Below are 18711 nucleotides of genomic sequence, written 5' to 3' on the forward strand. Positions count from 1 at the left end.
CCTGTCTTCTAAATTCAATACTTTAGGTTCATTCAGCACTCCAACAGAAGTTGACCGAAGCAATGACGAATTCAGGCATCATACTGGTGGCGTCAGCGGCGCTGTTCTGGGGACTGTCCGGCGGAATAGCCGGCATTCTAATCAACGACGATTGGAATGCCGTTTTAGTATCTTTTTGCCGGGGTGCTGTCGGGCTTATATTTGTGCTGATGTGGTTGGTTTTAAGACCTCGCAATAGTGGGTTCACTAACGGTAAGTTATGGTTGTGGTCTATCATCGCCGGGTTTGGGGTCTCCGGAAATTTCGCTTTTTATTTCTTCAGTATTTCTGAGAGCAGCGTTGCCGTTGCAGCGACACTCATGTATTGCGCCCCCATATTTGTTTACCTAATTTCTTTCGCTATTAAAATTGAACGCCCCACGTTAAGCAAATGTGCCGCAATATTGTTAGTAATGGCTGGTGTCGTATTACTCACCCGTGTGTATCAAGTCGACAGCGGTGGTATTACTTCTATAGGCGTCATAGCCGGACTTCTTTCAGGTATGTCACTGGCGCTTTTTATTTTTGGTTTTAAATACGCAGCCAGGCAAGGCAGTCCTCAGGCCGTTCTTGCAATCGCGTTTTCTACCCTGACACTGGTTCTGGGCACATTAATCGATATAGAGGAAGCCGGCAGAGTCGTCAACTCCGTAGACTGGCCGCTCTTTGCTATTCTCGGAGTACTGGGCGGTGGCGCATCCTTTATTCTTTATATTATTGGGCTGAGAAGAACATTGCCCGCGCTGGCGTCCATAGTGGCGACAATAGAACCCGTTACGGCCGCGCTATTCGGCGTGATTATTCTAGGTGAGGTGCTGGCTTACACGCAGGTACTAGGAATGCTGATAATACTGGCTACGGTCACTGCCCTGGGCGTTTATTCCAGCAAACAGTGAGCTTTTACTCAGATTACCTCAGTATATTTGTCCAGAACCCTGTTACAATAACCACAGAAACCTGACACAGAAAGTGGCCCCTTTAATGCCTATAAATACGCCTGAAAATATCTCGGATAACACTTCTGATACTTCACCTGAACTCCTTCACTTTAATCAACTGAACCTGCCGCCAGCGTTACTGACACGGCTTGATGAAATTGGTTACCAACAAATGACACCGGTGCAGTCCTTAAGCTTGCCGGTTATTTTAAATAGCACCGACGCCGTTGTTCGCGCTGATACCGGTTCAGGAAAAACCACCGCTTTTGCGCTGACTTTGCTGGCAAAGCTGGAGGCAAAAGGCTTTTCGCCACAGGCGTTGGTATTATGCCCTACTCGTGAACTCGCCCATCAGGTTGCTGACGAGGTTCGTAAGCTGGCTAAATCAATGCTTAATATCAAAATACTGACCCTGTGCGGTGGCGAGCCATCACGTATTCAGACCAACTCGCTTGAGCATGGCGCTCATGTTTTAGTTGGCACACCCGGTCGGGTACTTGATCATCTTGAGCAGCGCAATGTTGATTTGTCCATGTTGACGACTCTGGTTCTTGATGAAGCCGACCGAATGTTAGAAATGGGATTTCAGGACAGCCTGAACGCCATCGTCAAACACATTCCAAAAACACGACAGACACTATTATTCAGTGCCACCTACCCTAAAAATATCGCTGCCTTAGCAGAACAGGTGACAACTAAGGCAAGAAATATTGAGGCCATTCAAGAGCAGGCAAAGCCACAAATCGAACAGCTCTTTTATGCCATGAATAATGAAGACAGCGCACAGCTGGTAATGAATTTACTGGGCGATCATCAACCCGAAAACTGTCTGGTTTTCTGCAACACCAAGAACGAAGTAAAAGACATTTTTAACACACTTAGGGCCAATAAATTCAGCGTATTAGCTCTGCATGGTGAGCTTGAGCAAAAAGATCGCGATCAGGCGATTATACAATTTAGTAATGGCAGTGCTCGCGTACTAATTGCAACCGACGTAGCCTCCCGCGGCTTGGATATCGCCGAACTTGATTTAGTGATTAGCGTTAATATGGCTCATGATTTAGACACTCATACCCACCGCATAGGTCGTACTGGACGCGCGGGCAAAGAAGGCGTCGCAATAACCTTAATTGCGGAAAAAGATGATTATAAAATGCGCTTGCTTGAGGATACTTTTGCCGAACCCATTCAGGTAAAGCCTGCGCCAGCGCTGCCTAACAACAAACCGTTGAAAGCCAATATGTCGACCATACAAGTCAGTGGCGGGAAAAAGGACAAGTTGAGACCGGGTGACATTGTTGGCGCCCTAACGAAGGATAACGTTTTAAGTGCTGACGACATTGGAAAAATAAAGCTGGAAAGTACCTTTGGTTTTGTTGCGGTAAACTCCCGTTTGGCTAAGCACGCTTTAGGGCTTATCAATAATAATAAAATAAAAGGTAAGAAGTTTCGGGCAAAAGTACTTTAATTCGGGGTGCCTCAGCCTGCTCTCTTAAATGACAATGTAAAAAGCGGTGATACTCTCTTCGTTCTGAAGAGAATACCACCGCTCACACGCTTAACTATTATTTCAGATCAAAGCGATCTAACTGCATGACTTTCGTCCATGCCTGAACAAAATCATTAACGAACTTTTCGTCTGCATCACTCATTGCATACACTTCTGCAACAGCACGCAATTCAGAGTTTGAACCGAAAATCAGATCAACCGTCGTAGCAGTATATTTCTGTTCTCCAGTTTTACGATCAAAGCCTTCGTATATCGCTTCGTTGTCCGATGACTTTTTCCATTCGTTATCCATGCTTAGCAGGTTAACGAAAAAGTCATTATTCAACGTGCCCGGCTGGTCTGTAAAAACACCATGGTCACTATCGTTATAATTAGCGTCCAGCGAACGTAAGCCACCCACTAATACCGTCATTTCCGGTACCGTTAAAGTTAGCTGGTCAGCTTTATCGACCATATGCTGAGCTGGTGACACACGGTTGCCTTCAGCATAGTAGTTGCGGAATGCGTCAGCTTTAGGCTCAAGGAACGAGAACGAGTTAACGTCCGTCATTTCCTGAGAGGCATCAGTACGACCCGGCTCAAAAGGTACCGTCACATCGTAACCGGCATCTTTTGCTGCTTTCTCGACAGCGGCAGCCCCGCCTAAAACGATAACATCAGCTAAAGACACGTACTTGTCGCCGGACAGCTCATCATTAAAGTCTTCCTGAACGCCTTTCAGCGTATCCAGCACTTTCTTAAGCTCAGCCGGGTTGTTCGCTTCCCAATTCATCTGAGGCTCTAATGCAATACGAGCGCCGTTAGCACCGCCACGCATGTCAGTACCGCGGAAGCTCGATGCCGAAGCCCAGGCCGTACGAACTAACTGAGGCACGCTAAGGCCTGAGTCCAGAATAGCAACCTTGAGCTGTTCAACATCATTGCCGTTAATCAATTCAAAATCGACTTCAGGAATTGGATCCTGCCACAGAAGATCTTCCTGCGGAGCCATATCACCAAGATAACGCTGTTTAGGGCCCATATCGCGGTGAGTCAATTTGAACCAGGCTTTTGCAAATGCCAGTTCAAACTCTTTAGGGTCTTCATGGAAGCGTTTAGCAATTTTGCGATACTCAGGGTCTTCTTTCAGCGAAAGATCCGTCGTAAACATAATAGGAGCATGGCGCTTTCCTTCAACGTGAGCATCAGGAACTAAATTAGACGCCTGACCGTCAACAGGGATCCACTGAATAGCACCGGCTGGACTCTTAGTCTGTTCCCATTCAAAACCAAACAGGTTATCCAGATACTGAGTTGTCCAGGCTGTCGGGTTCACTGACCACGCCCCCTCTAAACCACTGGTAATGGTATCTTCGGCGTTACCTTTACCACATTTATTTTTCCAGCCCAGACCTTGCTCTTCAACACCTGCAGCAGCCGGTTCAGCGCCTAAACATTCTTCTGGCTTGTGCGCACCATGTGCCTTACCAAAGGTATGTCCACCGGCAATCAGAGCAACGGTTTCTTCGTCGTTCATTGCCATGCGGCCAAAGGTGTCACGAATGTCTTTCGCGGCCAATAAAGGATCCGGCTTGCCGTTAGGTCCCTCAGGGTTAACGTAAATCAGACCCATCTGAACAGCGGCCAGAGGGTTTTCAAGTTCACGATCACCAGAGTAGCGCTCGTCACCCTTTAACCATTCTTTTTCGGGACCCCAATAAACAATATCAGGTTCCCAGGCATCTTCACGTCCGCCGGCAAAACCAAAAGTTTCGAACCCCATAGACTCAAGCGCAACGTTACCGGTTAGCACCATCAAGTCAGCCCATGAGATATCTCTGCCGTACTTTTGCTTGACCGGCCACAACAATCGACGCGCTTTATCCAGACTGACGTTATCCGGCCAGCTATTTAGTGGCTCAAAACGTTGTTGAGCGCCAGCAGCACCGCCGCGGCCATCCTGAACCCGGTAGGTTCCGGCACCGTGCCAGGCCATACGAATAAAGAATGGACCATAATGACCGTAGTCGGCTGGCCACCAGTCCTGATCCGAGGTCATCAGCTCTTCAATGTCTTTTTTAACCTGCTCAAGGTCAAGCTGACTGAAGGCTTCAGCATAATCAAAATCGTCGCCGTAGGGGTCTGATTCAGGACTATGCTGACGCAATGGCTCTAAATTGAGCTTATTTGGCCACCAGAAATCGTTCGACTTAGGCTCTGGAGAATTCACCTCATAAGATGAGTGTTCCTGAGCACTTGCAACACCAGTTCCGGCTGAAAACGATATCGCAATCGCTACAGCAGAAAGTAAAGGTACTGTTTTCTTAAACATGATTAATTACCCTTTTCGTTAGACACAATAAGTGCGTCAGTAATATAAAACAAACGCAGTGTTTTAGGGGGCTCAGATAGGCTCGAAAAATAGATTGCCATAATCGGATTGTCTGTCTTGACCCAAAAATTTGAGTCATAAATATGTTAAGAATGTTTAAAAATTGAGGTAAAAATAACGATCTGGGTATATACCTACAACTAAGTTAATTGTTAAAACAGTGTAGGTTTTATTATGAATAAACACAGAAAAAGCTACTTATCACTCTGTACTCTTGCCGCTTTAAGTTCATTTACTCTCCCCCTTCAGGCACTTGCCATGCAGCAAGATCGCAGTGAAGATGATGAAGAGGCAATGGAAAAAATTACTGTGGTAGGCAGTAATATTCGGGGGGCGCAGGCTGCCGGACGACTCCCGGTGACTATCCTCGATTCAGATGACATCATTAATACAGGCGCTGTTACTGGAGATGAACTGCTTCGCTCTATTCCTCAAGTGGGCGATATCAGTTTTAACAACGAGCGATCTATTGGTGGTGTTAATGATGCACGTGGCGATGTCGCTTCCATTAACTTGCGAGGCATAGGCACAGGTAATACCTTAACTCTGCTGAACGGTCGTCGTCTGGTTTTGCACCCGGGAACCCAGACCGAGAACTTTGTTCCTGTTACCACGGTAAACTCGAACACCCTTCCGGTAACCGGTTTAAGACGACTTGAAGTACTTCGTGATGGTGCCTCAGCACTTTATGGAACCGATGCCGTAGCTGGTGTCGTTAACTATGTTCTGAAAAAAGAAGTCACTCAAACTCAGTTAAACCTGAGCGCCGGCAACGCTGAAGGAACTTCAATGCAACAGTACCTTGCCAGCGGTTCAACCGGCGTATTTTTTAACGACAATAAAAGCCATTTAAGTCTGTCTTTCGCTTATTACACCCGTGATGAAATCGGCGCCAATGAGCGCTCATATTCAGCCAGCGAAGACCGTCGTTTTAACGACAGAATACCAGAGGCTTTTGTTGGTGATACCCAATTAGACAACCGTTCGTTATCCAGTCCCTGGGCAATATACGATGGCGAAAATATTGGCCGTTTCCATATTCGCCCGGAATCTATGGGTGATTGCTTTCAGACTTTGTCTGATGGAGTCTGTGCTGCCGAAGGTTCCATTCCCAGAGATATGCGTTACGACTCAGCTCAGGATCAGAGCATGACCTCGGCAATAGACCGGGTAAACCTATTTGCTTATTACACACATTCTCTTGCGCCTAACTTAGAGCTTTTTGGCGAGGCCTTATACTACGAGGCGCTATCTAAGCGTCGCCGCGAGCAAAATGCCAACCTTACTGCGCAGCGCTTCACCATTAGCGAAAATGCAGCTTACAACCCATTTGGCGAAACTGTAACGCTGCGCAACATACGGCCAATGGATGTCGGCCCAAGAAAAATAGAGGTTGAAGACTCCAGTTACCGTCTACTGGGAGGCATAAAAGGTTACTCAAAACAGTGGGAATGGGAATCCGCCCTGCTCTATTCCAGAGCCGATACACTGGATACAGGCTATAACCGCATCCGCGTAAGTGCGCTGCAACAGGCGATTAACTCAACCAATCTTGAAGAAGCTTATAACCCATTTATTGGCGGTAATCCGGAGAACGTAAATAACGGAACATCCGTTTATAACTCAGCCGCTGTTATAGCCGGGCTGACCGAAGACATAACTCGGGACAGCACCAGTGAGCTGGCGCAATGGGATTTCAAACTATCCAACCCCGCATTGGCAAATTGGTACGCAGGCGACATTGGCATCGCCGCGGGGGTCGAGTATCGTTACGAAGCCTACGCCGATGACCGACATTATTTGCTGGATGGCTCTACCCCTTTCTATGATCAAATCACTGGCGAACTGATGACCAACTCCGATGTTCTGGGAAGCAGCTTTACACCGGACTCAGAAGGCAGTCGTAACGTTTTTTCCGCTTATACTGAGCTCCTGGTACCGCTGCACCAAACCATTGATATGCAACTGGCGCTTCGTTACGAAAGATTCAGTGACGTCGGCAGCGTAACCAAGCCTAAAGTCGCCCTGAGCTGGTTACCGGTTGACTGGCTGCAATTAAGAGCATCGTACTCCGGCGGTTTCCGCGCACCTAACTTACCTCAGGTGGTTGAGGAAAGTGTTTCCCGAACCAATTCCAGAACCGATCCTGTTATTGATGATCGTTACAGCATAACCGAGATTAGAGGCGGCAATAGCAAACTCACACCAGAAGACGACGAAATTTATAACGTAGGTTTTGCCATTACCCCTTTTGAAAACTTTCTTATTACTGTTGACCGCTGGACAATTGAGCAGGAAAACGTAGTCGGAATTTTAAACAGCCAAACCCACTTACTTTATGATTCACTGCTACGCTCACAAGGCAGCTCAAATCCTGCCGTTATACGTAACGATGATCTGGAGGTTGTTTACGTAAATAATCAGTACGACAACCTTGAAGTTCGTGAAATTTCCGGTACCGATATCAGTATTAATTATGAAGTTAACAGTGAAGCCTTTGGTTTATTCAACTTTTCGATCAACGCAGCTCACTTGCGTAAATTTATGCAAACCCCGGACCCTATAAGTGCCATTGTTCTGGAAGCTCAGGAAAATGGTAACCCCGCTGTCCCTATTGACATTCCGGTGGTTGGCGCAGGTGATTTACGGCAAATGGACGGGAACCCTAAATGGCGTTCGTTTGCTCGTCTAGACTGGGATCTCGGGAACTGGGGCGCTGGTATACGAGTCAACTATGTTGATGACTTTTACGAAACTAGCGTAACAACGTCTGATGGAGAAATGATGCCAATTGATAGCTGGATCACAACCGATATCTATCTCGACTACTACTTTAGTCAGGAGTCACTCGACGGCTTAAGTCTGCGAATAGGTGCCCGCAATCTGGCTGATAAAAAACCGCCCATTGCAGATGAAAGCTTCGGTTACTTTTCCGATGTTCACTCAAACCGTGGACGTTATACATACGCCACTTTGTCGTGGGCATTTTAGGAGTATAAATGCTCACACTAGCTAATGTTGCGTTATTAAGCCAGTTAGCACTTCAGCAGCCTGAAGAGACGGATAAAAAACCGAAGGACTGCTCTTTTGAGCAGATCGAGTTCACTATCAATTTTGCTGTGGGACGCCTGAACCATTGTGAGAAAACAGGTGATAATCAATACAGGCTTTTTCTGGAGCCTGAACGAGAGAAAATTAACCCAAGTCCCTGGTATGCTTTTGCGGTAAAAAATAAAGCTGAAACAAGCCAAACAATCGATATTACTTTGGTCGCCAGTGAAGGGGTTTCGCGATATAAACCCAAACGCAGCGAAGGCGATGATATTTGGCACGCAATTCCATTTTCTGAAGGCGACGGCACGCTTCAGTTTGAATTAACCCTTTCAGGCCAAACCAAAGAGTATATTGCCGGACAGGAGATTATTGACAACGTTCATTACATTGAGTGGCTCAGTAGTCTTATTAAAGAGCCGCAACAGACCGAAGTTATTTCTCTCGGAGTCTCCAGTGAAGGACGTAACCTGGCGGCTCTGGAGCATAGAGTTGAGTCCAGCGATAAATGGATAATTTTAATTGGCCGTCAACACCCTCCCGAAGTTACCGGCGCGTTAGCACTACTACATTTTGGTGAGTTGCTGTTTAGCGACGAGCCTTACGTCGTTAAATTTCGACAAAAGTACAACATTCTATTGGTGCCCAATATGAATCCAGATGGGGTCTACCATGGGAACTGGCGCTTAACCGCGGCAGGCATCGATATGAACAGAGACTGGAAAAATCTGACCCTACCGGAAACTCAGGCCATGGCTAATTATCTTAAAAAGCTGGTTAAAGACGGCGGGGAAATTGAATTTGCAATTGACTTCCATTCTACCCGAAAAAATGTCTTTTACACCATGCCTAAAGACTACGAACCCCTCAGCGGCGTGCCTTTGAGAAACCCTCAAAGAGTCTACAACTGGATTGAGGAAATTGAAGAACTTGTCGGTTCAGTAGAACTTGATTATCAGCCTGGAGCTCATCCTGAAAGTGGTGTTTTTAAGCAGTTCATCGCTGATGAATTTGCCGCGCACGCCGTGACCTATGAAGTAAGTGACAACGAAGAACGCAATAACATTAAAAAAGTTGCGGAAGCCGCCCTCATCTCTTTAATTAACCGCTTAGATTAAAGGTTTCGTAAAGGGCATTGCTGACTGCCACGGGTGTAGCTAGCTTTAAATAGAGATAACCGCTTGGTTACTTTTGAATAGTTACTCTCAACTTAAGGAAGAATTATGAAGAAAACATTAATTGCAATTGCATTGATTGGAACTTCAACTAGCGCCTTTGCCGACTCTCCTAACTGGGATAAAATTCAGGCGTCCTACATAGAAACCGATATTGAAACACCTATCGACGATGATATTACAATGGATGGTTATGCCGTAGCCGGCTCGCTTTCACTAACTGACTCAATTTTTGTGCTGGCCAATTTCGACTCCGTTGGTGACGAATCGGATTTCGGTGACGTTGATTTAGACTCACTTAACGCAGGTATCGGCTTTAATCACGGTATCACAGAGTCAACTGACGTTTTCGCTACAGTTACTTATGAAAAGCTTGAACTTGTTGGCTCAGTAGACGACCTTGGTTCAGAGTCTTTCGATGAATCAGGATACGGAGCAGGCGTTGGCATTCGTTCAATGATCACCGACTTTTTTGAGCTATCGGTGAAAGCTGATTATCTGGACATTGATGACGAAAATGGTATTCGTTATGACGCTTCAGCTTTCTTTCATTTAACTAACAACCTTTCTCTAGGTGTTGGTTATAAACTCTACGATTTAGACGAAATCGATCAGGACGTCGATACTGTCGCCGCAACAGTTCGGTACAGTTTCTAACTCTTAGCCTGAATGCTTAAACGCTGGCGTGTCACCTTATATAGAGACACGTCAGCACACCTCTACAACATTTCTAACCTCTCTAATTCATTATTTTTACTGCAAAAAACCGATCTAACTTTAAGAAACGTCCGTAGCTCTCTATACTCTATTAGTAAATTTAGAATAAACGCTTAAATTCAAAGCGTAAAAACACCTATTTTTATACAGGGGAGAGCAAATGAATAAAAAAGAAGAGGAAGTGCTCCGCGGGGACAAAGACCTCGAGCGCGAGCGCAAAGCCGACGACCCAATGATTCCTGACGGTGAAGTCAACCCAATCGATACGGATTACCAAGTAGGACAAGATAACGTTGTTATGAAAGTAGGACCTTTTGGTCTGGATTTCCATAACCGCGTATTCGCTATCTCCGGACTTGCGATCGTCGCCTTTGTGGTTATTACTTTAATGTTCCAGAATCAGGCGGAGCCGGTATTCACAAGTACAAAAAATTGGTTAACGGCTAATTTAGACTGGTTCTTTATTGGTGCAGCTAATATTTTTGTGCTTCTGTGTCTATTCTTAATTGTTTCACCATTAGGGAACGTGCGTTTAGGCGGCACTGAAGCAAGCCCGGACTTTTCTTACCTGGGCTGGTTTTCAATGCTGTTTGCCGCAGGCATGGGTATTGGACTCATGTTTTACGGTGTCTCTGAGCCGATTACTCATTTTAGTGCTGCATTTGGTGGAACTGAGTTTAACGCGGATGGTATTCGTACCGACTCAGCACCTCTTGGCGGTGCTGGCGGTGACCAGGCTGCAGCAATAAAATTAGGCATGGCTGCAACCATTTTTCACTGGGCTCTGCACCCATGGGCTATTTACGCCGTTCTTGCTTTAGGTTTAGCCTTATTTTCTTTCAACAAAGGCTTACCATTAACAATACGCTCTATTTTTTACCCAATTCTGGGCGAGCGCGTATGGGGCTGGCCAGGACATATCATTGATATTATCGCAATACTGGCAACCTTATTCGGTCTTGCAACATCACTTGGACTGGGTGCTTCTCAGGCGGCAGCAGGGTTAAACTTTCTATTCGGCTGGGCTGAAGGTGATACCACCGATGTGCTACTGGTTATGGGGATAACCGCTATCGCATTAATTTCAGTTCTTGCAGGCCTGGAAAAAGGTGTACAGCGACTATCGCAAGTGAATATGTCACTGGCGGCTATTCTGATGCTGTTTGTCATTATTGTCGGCCCGACGGTAGCTATTTTCACTGGTTTCGCGGAAAACCTTTACAATTACATTGTTAACCTCCCAGCCCTGTCAAATCCGGTTGGACGAGAAGACCTGGGTTACTCTCAAGGCTGGACATCGTTTTACTGGGCATGGTGGATTGCATGGTCACCTTTTGTAGGTATGTTTATTGCCCGCGTTTCAAGAGGCCGTACCGTACGTGAATTCTTAATTTCGGTACTATTGATACCTTCTCTGGCCTGCGTATTCTGGATGACAGTATTCGGTACCGCTGCAATAGAGCAATTCGTTGCGGGAGCCGAACAAATAGCCAGTGAAAAGCTTTCACTCAAACTGTTTATTATGCTGGGAGGCTTGCCCTGGACAGAAGTAACCTCGTTTGTGGGTATTATTCTGGTTATGGTATTTTTCATTACCTCGTCTGACTCAGGCTCGCTGGTTATCGATACCATAAGCGCTGGCGGTAAAGTTGAAGCACCGGTACCTCAGCGTATATTCTGGTGTACGTTTGAAGGGTTAGTCGCAATTGCGCTGATACTTGGCGGTGGTCTCGTTGCCCTGCAGGCAATGTCCTTATCTTTAGGCTTACCGTTTACCATTGTTTTATTGGCTTCCTGTTTTGCAGTCGTTCAGGGATTGCGTTCCGAGCCAAGAGTTGGTAAACCTGCTAAGTAGCTATTAGCGAAAGCTCCTTACCCATTTAAAAGCGGCGCTGAAGCGCCGCTTTTGCTATAACAGGTACAATTATGGAAGCCGAACATCTGGAAATTCTGAATTTTTTACGTCGTTTCCCTCCTTTCAATGAGTTACCTGAAGACGAACTTGTTGAGCTTGCCAAAAACACTGCAATCAGCTATTTCAAAGCCGGCTCTCAAGTACTTGAATATAATGAGTCAATTTCTGATTTATACGTCATTAGGAACGGTTCAGTAGAAACCTACAACCGTAACGGCGACCTGTTTAATCGTTTAAGCGAAGGTGGTTTTTTTGGTGAAGCGGGTCTACTGCGTAAAGGCAAGGTTCGTTACCCTGTCAAAGCATTAGAAGATACGCTTATCTACTTTATTCCCGGCAGTTTGTTTAATCGCTTGTTCGATGAATACGACAGCTTTGCCGACGCAGTGGAAGTCGAAGGGCACAGGCGCGTAAATCAAGCCGTAAAAAAGCAGGAAAACCGTAATGAATCGCTTTCTGCGACCGTTGATACAATCATTACGCGCGAGCCGGTTTCTATTGATTTAAACGCCAGTATTCACGATGCTGCCGCAAAAATGACAGATGAAAAAGTATCATCATTACTTATTATCGATGAAACACAGCATCTTCCTGTGGGTATTATAACGGACAAAGACCTACGCAAGCGTGTTCTGGCGGTAAACCGGTCCAGTACCCACCCCGTTTCTTCTATAATGACCGAGAACCTGACATTTGTTCAGCATAATAACCGCGTGTTCGAAGCTTTGTTGATAATGATGCGAACCAACCTTCACCATTTGCCGGTACTGAAAAAAGGTCAGGTTGTAGGCGTCATAGCTTTATCGGATGTGGCACAGCATGAGTCAAAAAGTACTCTGTTTATTGTCAGTGGTATTTTTAAGCAAAACTCTATTGAAGAGCTAACCGAACTTGCAGAAAGTGTCCGCGCCAGTTTTGTCCGCATGGTTAACGAAGATGCAAACTCGCGGATGATAGGTTCGGCAATGGCTACCATTGGTCGTTCGTTCAAACAGCGGCTTTTAGAGCTTGGCGAGGAGAAATTCGGACCGCCGCCGGTGCCCTACTGTTTCCTGGCTTTGGGTTCAATGGCACGTGACGAGCAAAGTATTGTCACGGATCAGGACAACGCTATGGTTTTACACGACGATTTTGATCCCAAACAGCACGATGCCTACTTTAAAGAGTTAGCGGGCTTTGTGGCCGACGGCTTAAATGCCTGCGGCTATACCTATTGTACGGGCGGCATTATGGCCACCACCGATGCCTGGCGACAACCGTTAAAAGTGTGGAAAAACTACTTTACCGACTGGATTGAAAACCCGTCACCGGAAAAGCTGCTGCACTCCTCCATATTTTTTGATTTGGACGGTGTCTGGGGGCAACAAAAATTCGCCGATGAGCTCAATTCACTGATACGAAAAAAAGCCAAAGGCAATAAACGGTTTTTAGGCTCTATGGCACGTAATGCGCTAAACCGCACGCCCCCTCTGGGCTTTTTTAAAGACTTTGTCATGGAAAAAGATGGCAAACACCGTGACAGCATCAATACCAAACGTCGCGGCACCGGCCCTGTTGCAGATTTGATCCGTGTTCATGCTCTGGCCATTGGTTCATCACAGCGCAATTCCTTTACTCGTCTTGAAGACATTATTGATTCACAAATTTTGCCACAAGGTCGCGGACCAGATTTACGTGATGCTCTGGAATTAATTTCTATGGTGAGAATTCGACATCAGGCGTTAGCCATTTCGGCGGGTGAAGTGCCTGACAATAACGTTGCTCCGGAAGACTTATCTCATTTTGAGCGTAAAAACTTAAAAGACGCCTTTCAAATTCTAAGTAACGCACAAAAATATTTGCGTTACCGTTACTCGGGAGGCTAGGCAATGCTTTATCTTGCTCCGGAAAACAAACAAAAACAAAAGCCCAGAAAATCTAAGAACATTGACTGGCCCAAACAATTTGAAACCTTAGAACAGCTGAGCCACTCTCAGGCGCTTAAACGGTATTACAGTCAGGGCATCAGTTCGCCGGATACGCCCATTAATAAAACGCCCATGGTTGCCGTCGACTTTGAAACCACGGGCTTAGATCCTGAACAGCATGGCATAGTCAGCATCGCCGCAATACCTATGACCACAGAGCGGATTTTATTTTCAGAGGCAAAAAGCTGGGTTGTTAAACCACGACGCAGTCTTACGGATGAATCCGTCGTTATACATGGTATTACTCATAGCGAAATTGAACACGCCCCCGATTTAGAAAGTATTATTGATGAGCTACTGGAGCTTGTCGCCGGAAAAGTCTGGGTTGTTCATTACCACGGCATTGAACGCCCTTTCCTGCAACGGGGAATTAAAGAACGCCTGCACGAAAACATCCAGTTTCCGCTTATTGATACAATGGAAATTGAAGCTCGATTCCACCGTAAACCGTTATCCTTCTGGCAAAAACTACTTGGAAAAAAACCGGAATCAATTCGCCTTGCGGACAGTCGTACCCGCTATAACCTACCTTTTTATCCGCCGCATAATGCGTTAACTGACGCACTGGCATGTGCGGAACTTCTGCAGGCTCAGATAGCCTATCACTTTGAGCCAGATACCCCACTTGGTGAGATTTGGCTGCCTTGATCTACTCGTTGGGAGGTACGCCTTAAAGGTGAGCGATTGTCGCGCCGATGACAAATATAATAGTCAATTTCGGCTTAGGCGAATCGAGGGCAAATATGAACTGGCTGGGCAATTTATCAATGCGCAACAAACTACTGTTGTTGGTGCTTCCCCCCTTATTTATGATGATATTTCTTGCGGTAACGAACTTAGTTTCGACATATCAGCGTTACTCAGAAGCACACCATATTGAATTATTAACTGATTTAACCGTTGCCAGTGCTCCCGTGGTTGGGGCCTTACAACGTGAACGTGGTCTTTCAGCACTGACTATGGCCTCTGGCTTCAGTCAGAATAATGTAGACAATTTACAGCGGCAGCGCGATGAGCTGGATCAATTTATTAACCAGTTCTTAACTAAAACACAAAATATTGCAGCTGAAATAACTTTTTCAAAGAAAATTCAGCAGAAAATTGAAGCTGTACAAAACAATAAACTGGATGAGTGGCGCGGTAAAATAGACAGCCGCCAAATGGATCGCCAGCAAATGGTGAACCTTTATACTCAAGCCATAAGCTCATTACTTAGTGTTGTCGACGATGTCATTGCTGAGTCCTCAAATTCGCAAATTACGCGGGAACTCAGCACCTATTCTTTAATGGCAAATACAGCCGAAGCGGCAGGAAAAGAACGAGCGTCTGTCGCTGCTTATTTAGCCTCCGGACAAGCCAATACGAAAGAACTGGCTAAACTGCAAAGTTTGTCCGGACAACAGCATGCGCTATTGGATAACGCCTTCTATGCCGCGAATAAGTCGTTAAAACCGCTGATAGAAGAACTGATAAATTCGTCTCAGTTGGCTAAAGTAAAAGCCACACGCGAGCAGCTTCTGGAAAGCGATGTTTTTTCTCAACTGAGTGGTATGGAATGGTTCCAACTCAGTACTCAGTATATCGCCAGAATCAATAAAGCGAATCAGGCGGTGCTCGAAGTCGTTAGTGAATCCTCTATAGCAACAGCAAGCGAAACGTTAAGCCAGTTGTGGCTGTTAGTTATTCTGATTTCTGCTTTTATCCTGGCGATTGTAGTACTCACGTTCTTTATTCTGAAAGGAATATACAGCCAGGTAAGAGAGCTCCTCGAAGGCATAGACTTTGTAATGAAAAACAAAGATTTACGCCGGAAAGTTTCAAGTAAAACAACGGATGAACTGGGGAATATTGGTTCGGCTTTTAACCAGTTGCTGGAGAAGTTTAACGCTTCTTTGAATAAAATTGATCAAATGAGTGTTCAGCTTGCCACGGCAACCGAAGAAACAAGCTCTACTGCTTCGCAAAACTCGGAGCAAATAACCCGTCAGCAAAAACAAACCGAACAGGTCGCTACTGCCACTGAAGAAATGAGCGCTACCGCATCAGAAATTAGCGAGAATATTCAACGCGTTGCCGATGCTGCCGATAGTTCCATCAACAGCAAAAACAAAGGTGAAGCCGCTGTTCGCGAAAGTATCAACAGTGTCAGAGCCTTAGCTTCTGCGATAGGAAATGTAGGCGAAGTAATTAGTCAATTGCAGGAACGCAGCGTTAACATTAATCGCGTTATTGACGTTATTCAAAATGTCGCCGACCAGACTAATTTACTTGCGCTAAATGCTGCAATCGAAGCCGCTCGCGCAGGCGAACATGGTCGTGGGTTTTCAGTTGTGGCTGACGAGGTGCGAAAATTAGCAAGCCAGACTCATAATTCAACCAATGAAATTTCTGAAATGCTGACCGGTTTTCAGCAGCTATCAGATGCCGCCTATAAAGATGTGAATGAGAGTAAATCTATAGCCACAGCAACAGAGGAGCAAGCCAGAGAGCTAGAACAGGCTTTTGCAGTCATATCTGAGGACATAAATAGTATCTCCGAAATGTCGACTCAAATAGCGACTGCATCAGAAGAGCAAGTTGCTGTAGCAAAAGATATTGCCAACAATATGGAGTCAGTTAATGAAGCGTCGCTTCTTATTCTGACAGGCTCGCAGGAGATTAAGAGCGTAACCGAGGAACAGGCTAAATCGGCCAGAGAATTACAAGATTTAGCGATGGAGTTTAAAACCGCTTAATTGTTACCTCAATGACTATAAGGCCTGACTTTTTTATTGTCGGGCTTTCTGTTCTCAGGCCCCTCAGAAAAGAGTCTGCGGGTAATTTCTTGTTTAATTCAACGCGTGTGAAGTTAAGTAAAAAGTCTGGACTCTGACGCTAATTAATATCACCCTTGCTCTCTTAGTCTCAAAAAAACCACATCAGAAATTGGTTTTATAAAAAGCAAAAAGGTAACAATAATGAAAATCCGGCTTTCCATGCTTACTTTACTTTTAGGAACAGCATTATCTCATACCTCGATCGCTCAGGATCAAGTGATTAAACCAGCTCCCAGGGTTTCAACTCAGGCTCAGGCTGAGTTTTTTGCTGCTATAAACAAGCTTTGTGGTAATTCTTATGCAGGCGAGGTAACAGTCGATACGCCAACTTCAGAAGGGTTCGAAGGTGACTTAGTGATGCACGTTCGTAAGTGTGGTGAACAACGAATCGAAATCCCTTTTCATGTCGGAGACAACCACTCGCGCACCTGGATATTAACCCAAACAGGCTCAGGTATTAGCCTAAAACACGATCACCGTAAACCTGACGGCAACTATGATCCGTTAACTATGTATGGCGGACATACCACTGACAAGGGCTATGCAACTGCACAATCCTTTCCTGTAGATGCCTATTCTAAAGAGTTATTTATTGAACTTGGCGTCCCGCAATCAAATACAAACACCTGGCAAATGTACATTCACGACAATACCTTTACGTATCGTTTGGTTAGAGAAGGTCGCGAGTTTCGGGTGGACTTTGACTTAACGGAGCCGGTTGAAACACCAGCTACTCCATGGGGATACGCGGACTAAGGTTTACCGAGTAAAACTAATTAATATCGCTCCAGTGCGTATTTTTATTACTTTTTTCTTCCTTTTCCATTAGCACCAGAGTGAGATAAATTTTGGTGGGCAGCGACAGAATAACGCCAACAGCATTCATCGCCGCCCCCAAAATGTAACCACGAAAATCAATATCATCGTTGCCAATAGTCACAGCCAGCACAACATGCCCTAACAAAATTAGGGTAATGCCGGTGACCATGGCAATTTTAAGTAACTTGACTTGCGTAGCTTTTTCCACTTAAAGAACGTCCCCCGGAATACGCACCTGCCCTTCCATTAACACTCGGGCACTGCGACTCATAATGGCTTTAATGGCTGTCCATTGACCATTCACCTGTTTACATTCAGCGCCTACTTGCAAGGTACCTGAAGGATGGCCAAAATTCACCATAGTACGGTCTTTACCGCCCGCGGCTAAATTAACGGTTGTACCTGGAATAGCTGCAGCAGTGCCGATAGCAACAGCAGCAGTGCCCATCATGGCGTGATGCAATTTTCCCATCGACATCGCCCTTACCAGCAAGTCAATGCCGTTGGCCTTAATGACCTTGCCACTGGATGCGGTGTAGTCTTTTGGCGTTGCCACAAAAGCCACTTTTGGGGTGTGCTGACGGTTAGCCGCTTCGGCAATATCATCAATCAAGCCCATCTTCACCGCGCCATAGGCACGTATGGTTTCAAAGCGCTCCAGAGCTTCCGGACTGCCGTTAATGACCTCCTGCAACTCAGTGCCGTCGTATCCAATTTCTTCTGCATTAAGAAAAATGGTCGGAATACCCGCGTTGATCATCGTTGCTTTTAATGTGCCAATGCCAGGAACCTCTAGATCATCAATAAGATTACCGGTCGGAAACATTGACTCACCATCCGCTGATGGATCCATAAACTCCACCGGCACTTCAGCCGCCGGAAAGGTCACACCATCCAGAATAAAGTCACCGGTTTCCTGCACTTCACCATTGACCATAGGCACTTTGTTGACAATGGTTTTACCAATATTGGCCTGCCAGATACGGACTTCGCACACACCGTTTTCAGGGATACGCTCAGCATCGACAAGACCATTAGCAATAGCAAAAGGCCCTACGGCTGACGATAAATTGCCGCAGTTACCGCTCCAGTCAACAAAAGGCTTATCAATAGACACCTGACCGAAAAGATAATCGACATCGTGCTCTGGTTGAGTACTTTTCGATACGATCACGGTTTTGCTGGTACTTGACGTTGCGCCACCCATACCGTCCGTATGCTTAGCATAAGGATCCGGACTGCCGATTACGCGCATCAATATAGCGTCACGCACAGCGCCCGGCTGTTGAGCCGGCTCGGGTAAGTCCTTCAGACGAAAGAAAACCCCTTTCGAGGTCCCGCCACGCATATAGGTGGCGGGAATTTTAATTTGTGGTTTATGCATCGTTTTAGA

13 protein-coding genes are annotated in these 18711 nt (G+C 45.9%); 10 read left to right on the top strand and 3 right to left on the bottom strand.

Annotation, left to right across the window (positions count from 1 at the left end; genetic code table 11):
• Nucleotides 1-62: 62 nt before the first annotated feature.
• Nucleotides 63-935 (top strand): DMT family transporter, encoded by an 873-nt coding sequence (locus DET62_RS05070; protein WP_110013214.1) that lies wholly within the window; start codon nt 63-65, stop codon nt 933-935.
• A gap of 85 nt (nt 936-1020) precedes the next feature.
• Nucleotides 1021-2445 carry an ATP-dependent RNA helicase DbpA gene (dbpA, locus tag DET62_RS05075; protein WP_110013215.1) on the top strand — a complete coding sequence of 475 codons (1425 nt, stop codon included), beginning with the start codon at nt 1021-1023 and terminating at the stop codon, nt 2443-2445.
• Between the two features lie 97 nt (nt 2446-2542).
• Here the strand turns inward: dbpA and katG are convergent, their stop codons facing one another.
• Nucleotides 2543-4798: a catalase/peroxidase HPI gene (gene katG / locus DET62_RS05080; RefSeq protein WP_110013216.1), complete on the bottom strand. Its 2256-nt coding sequence runs from the start codon at nt 4796-4798 to the stop codon at nt 2543-2545.
• A gap of 234 nt (nt 4799-5032) precedes the next feature.
• Between katG and DET62_RS05085 the strand changes: the two genes are divergently transcribed.
• The 8 genes from DET62_RS05085 (at nt 5033) to DET62_RS05120 (ending at nt 17255) form a co-directional block, all read left to right on the top strand.
• Nucleotides 5033-7849 (top strand): TonB-dependent receptor, encoded by a 2817-nt coding sequence (locus DET62_RS05085; protein WP_110013217.1) that lies wholly within the window; start codon nt 5033-5035, stop codon nt 7847-7849.
• An 8-nt stretch (nt 7850-7857) separates the two neighbouring features.
• Nucleotides 7858-9027 carry a M14 family metallopeptidase gene (locus DET62_RS05090; protein ID WP_110013218.1) on the top strand — a complete coding sequence of 390 codons (1170 nt, stop codon included), beginning with the start codon at nt 7858-7860 and terminating at the stop codon, nt 9025-9027.
• Nucleotides 9028-9132: 105 nt separating this feature from the next.
• Complete coding sequence (locus DET62_RS05095; RefSeq protein WP_110013219.1) at nt 9133-9741, top strand: outer membrane beta-barrel protein; 609 nt, start codon at nt 9133-9135, stop codon at nt 9739-9741.
• A gap of 292 nt (nt 9742-10033) precedes the next feature.
• Nucleotides 10034-11656: a BCCT family transporter gene (locus DET62_RS05100; RefSeq protein ID WP_181396966.1), complete on the top strand. Its 1623-nt coding sequence runs from the start codon at nt 10034-10036 to the stop codon at nt 11654-11656.
• Between the two features lie 71 nt (nt 11657-11727).
• Nucleotides 11728-13581, top strand: a complete 1854-nt coding sequence (locus DET62_RS05105) for a DUF294 nucleotidyltransferase-like domain-containing protein (protein ID WP_110013221.1) — start codon at nt 11728-11730, stop codon at nt 13579-13581.
• Nucleotides 13582-13584: 3 nt separating this feature from the next.
• On the top strand, nt 13585-14331 hold the full coding sequence (locus DET62_RS05110) for a 3'-5' exonuclease (protein ID WP_011234666.1): 747 nt from the start codon (nt 13585-13587) through the stop codon (nt 14329-14331).
• A 119-nt stretch (nt 14332-14450) separates the two neighbouring features.
• On the top strand, nt 14451-16418 hold the full coding sequence (locus tag DET62_RS05115) for a methyl-accepting chemotaxis protein (protein ID WP_243734852.1): 1968 nt from the start codon (nt 14451-14453) through the stop codon (nt 16416-16418).
• Between the two features lie 222 nt (nt 16419-16640).
• Nucleotides 16641-17255, top strand: a complete 615-nt coding sequence (locus tag DET62_RS05120) for a hypothetical protein (RefSeq protein ID WP_110013223.1) — start codon at nt 16641-16643, stop codon at nt 17253-17255.
• 16 nt (nt 17256-17271) lie between these two features.
• Here DET62_RS05120 and DET62_RS05125 read toward each other — a convergent pair whose 3' ends face one another.
• Nucleotides 17272-17526: a hypothetical protein gene (locus tag DET62_RS05125; protein WP_110013224.1), complete on the bottom strand. Its 255-nt coding sequence runs from the start codon at nt 17524-17526 to the stop codon at nt 17272-17274.
• Nucleotides 17527-18702 carry a 2-methylaconitate cis-trans isomerase PrpF gene (prpF, locus tag DET62_RS05130; protein ID WP_110013225.1) on the bottom strand — a complete coding sequence of 392 codons (1176 nt, stop codon included), beginning with the start codon at nt 18700-18702 and terminating at the stop codon, nt 17527-17529.
• Nucleotides 18703-18711: the final 9 nt, after the last annotated feature.

The organism is Idiomarina sp. H2 (assembly GCF_004364275.1).
GTDB lineage: Bacteria > Pseudomonadota > Gammaproteobacteria > Enterobacterales > Alteromonadaceae > Idiomarina > Idiomarina loihiensis.

Coding starts and splice junctions, on each gene's coding strand:
- dbpA (WP_110013215.1), top strand. CDS start 1,021: ATGCCTATAAATACGCCTGAAAATATCTCGGATAACACTTCTGATACT.
- katG (WP_110013216.1), bottom strand. CDS start 4,798: ATGTTTAAGAAAACAGTACCTTTACTTTCTGCTGTAGCGATTGCGATA.
- DET62_RS05070 (WP_110013214.1), top strand. CDS start 63: ATGACGAATTCAGGCATCATACTGGTGGCGTCAGCGGCGCTGTTCTGG.
- DET62_RS05085 (WP_110013217.1), top strand. CDS start 5,033: ATGAATAAACACAGAAAAAGCTACTTATCACTCTGTACTCTTGCCGCT.
- DET62_RS05105 (WP_110013221.1), top strand. CDS start 11,728: ATGGAAGCCGAACATCTGGAAATTCTGAATTTTTTACGTCGTTTCCCT.
- prpF (WP_110013225.1), bottom strand. CDS start 18,702: ATGCATAAACCACAAATTAAAATTCCCGCCACCTATATGCGTGGCGGG.
- DET62_RS05120 (WP_110013223.1), top strand. CDS start 16,641: ATGAAAATCCGGCTTTCCATGCTTACTTTACTTTTAGGAACAGCATTA.
- DET62_RS05090 (WP_110013218.1), top strand. CDS start 7,858: ATGCTCACACTAGCTAATGTTGCGTTATTAAGCCAGTTAGCACTTCAG.
- DET62_RS05110 (WP_011234666.1), top strand. CDS start 13,585: ATGCTTTATCTTGCTCCGGAAAACAAACAAAAACAAAAGCCCAGAAAA.
- DET62_RS05115 (WP_243734852.1), top strand. CDS start 14,451: ATGCGCAACAAACTACTGTTGTTGGTGCTTCCCCCCTTATTTATGATG.
- DET62_RS05095 (WP_110013219.1), top strand. CDS start 9,133: ATGAAGAAAACATTAATTGCAATTGCATTGATTGGAACTTCAACTAGC.
- DET62_RS05100 (WP_181396966.1), top strand. CDS start 10,034: ATGATTCCTGACGGTGAAGTCAACCCAATCGATACGGATTACCAAGTA.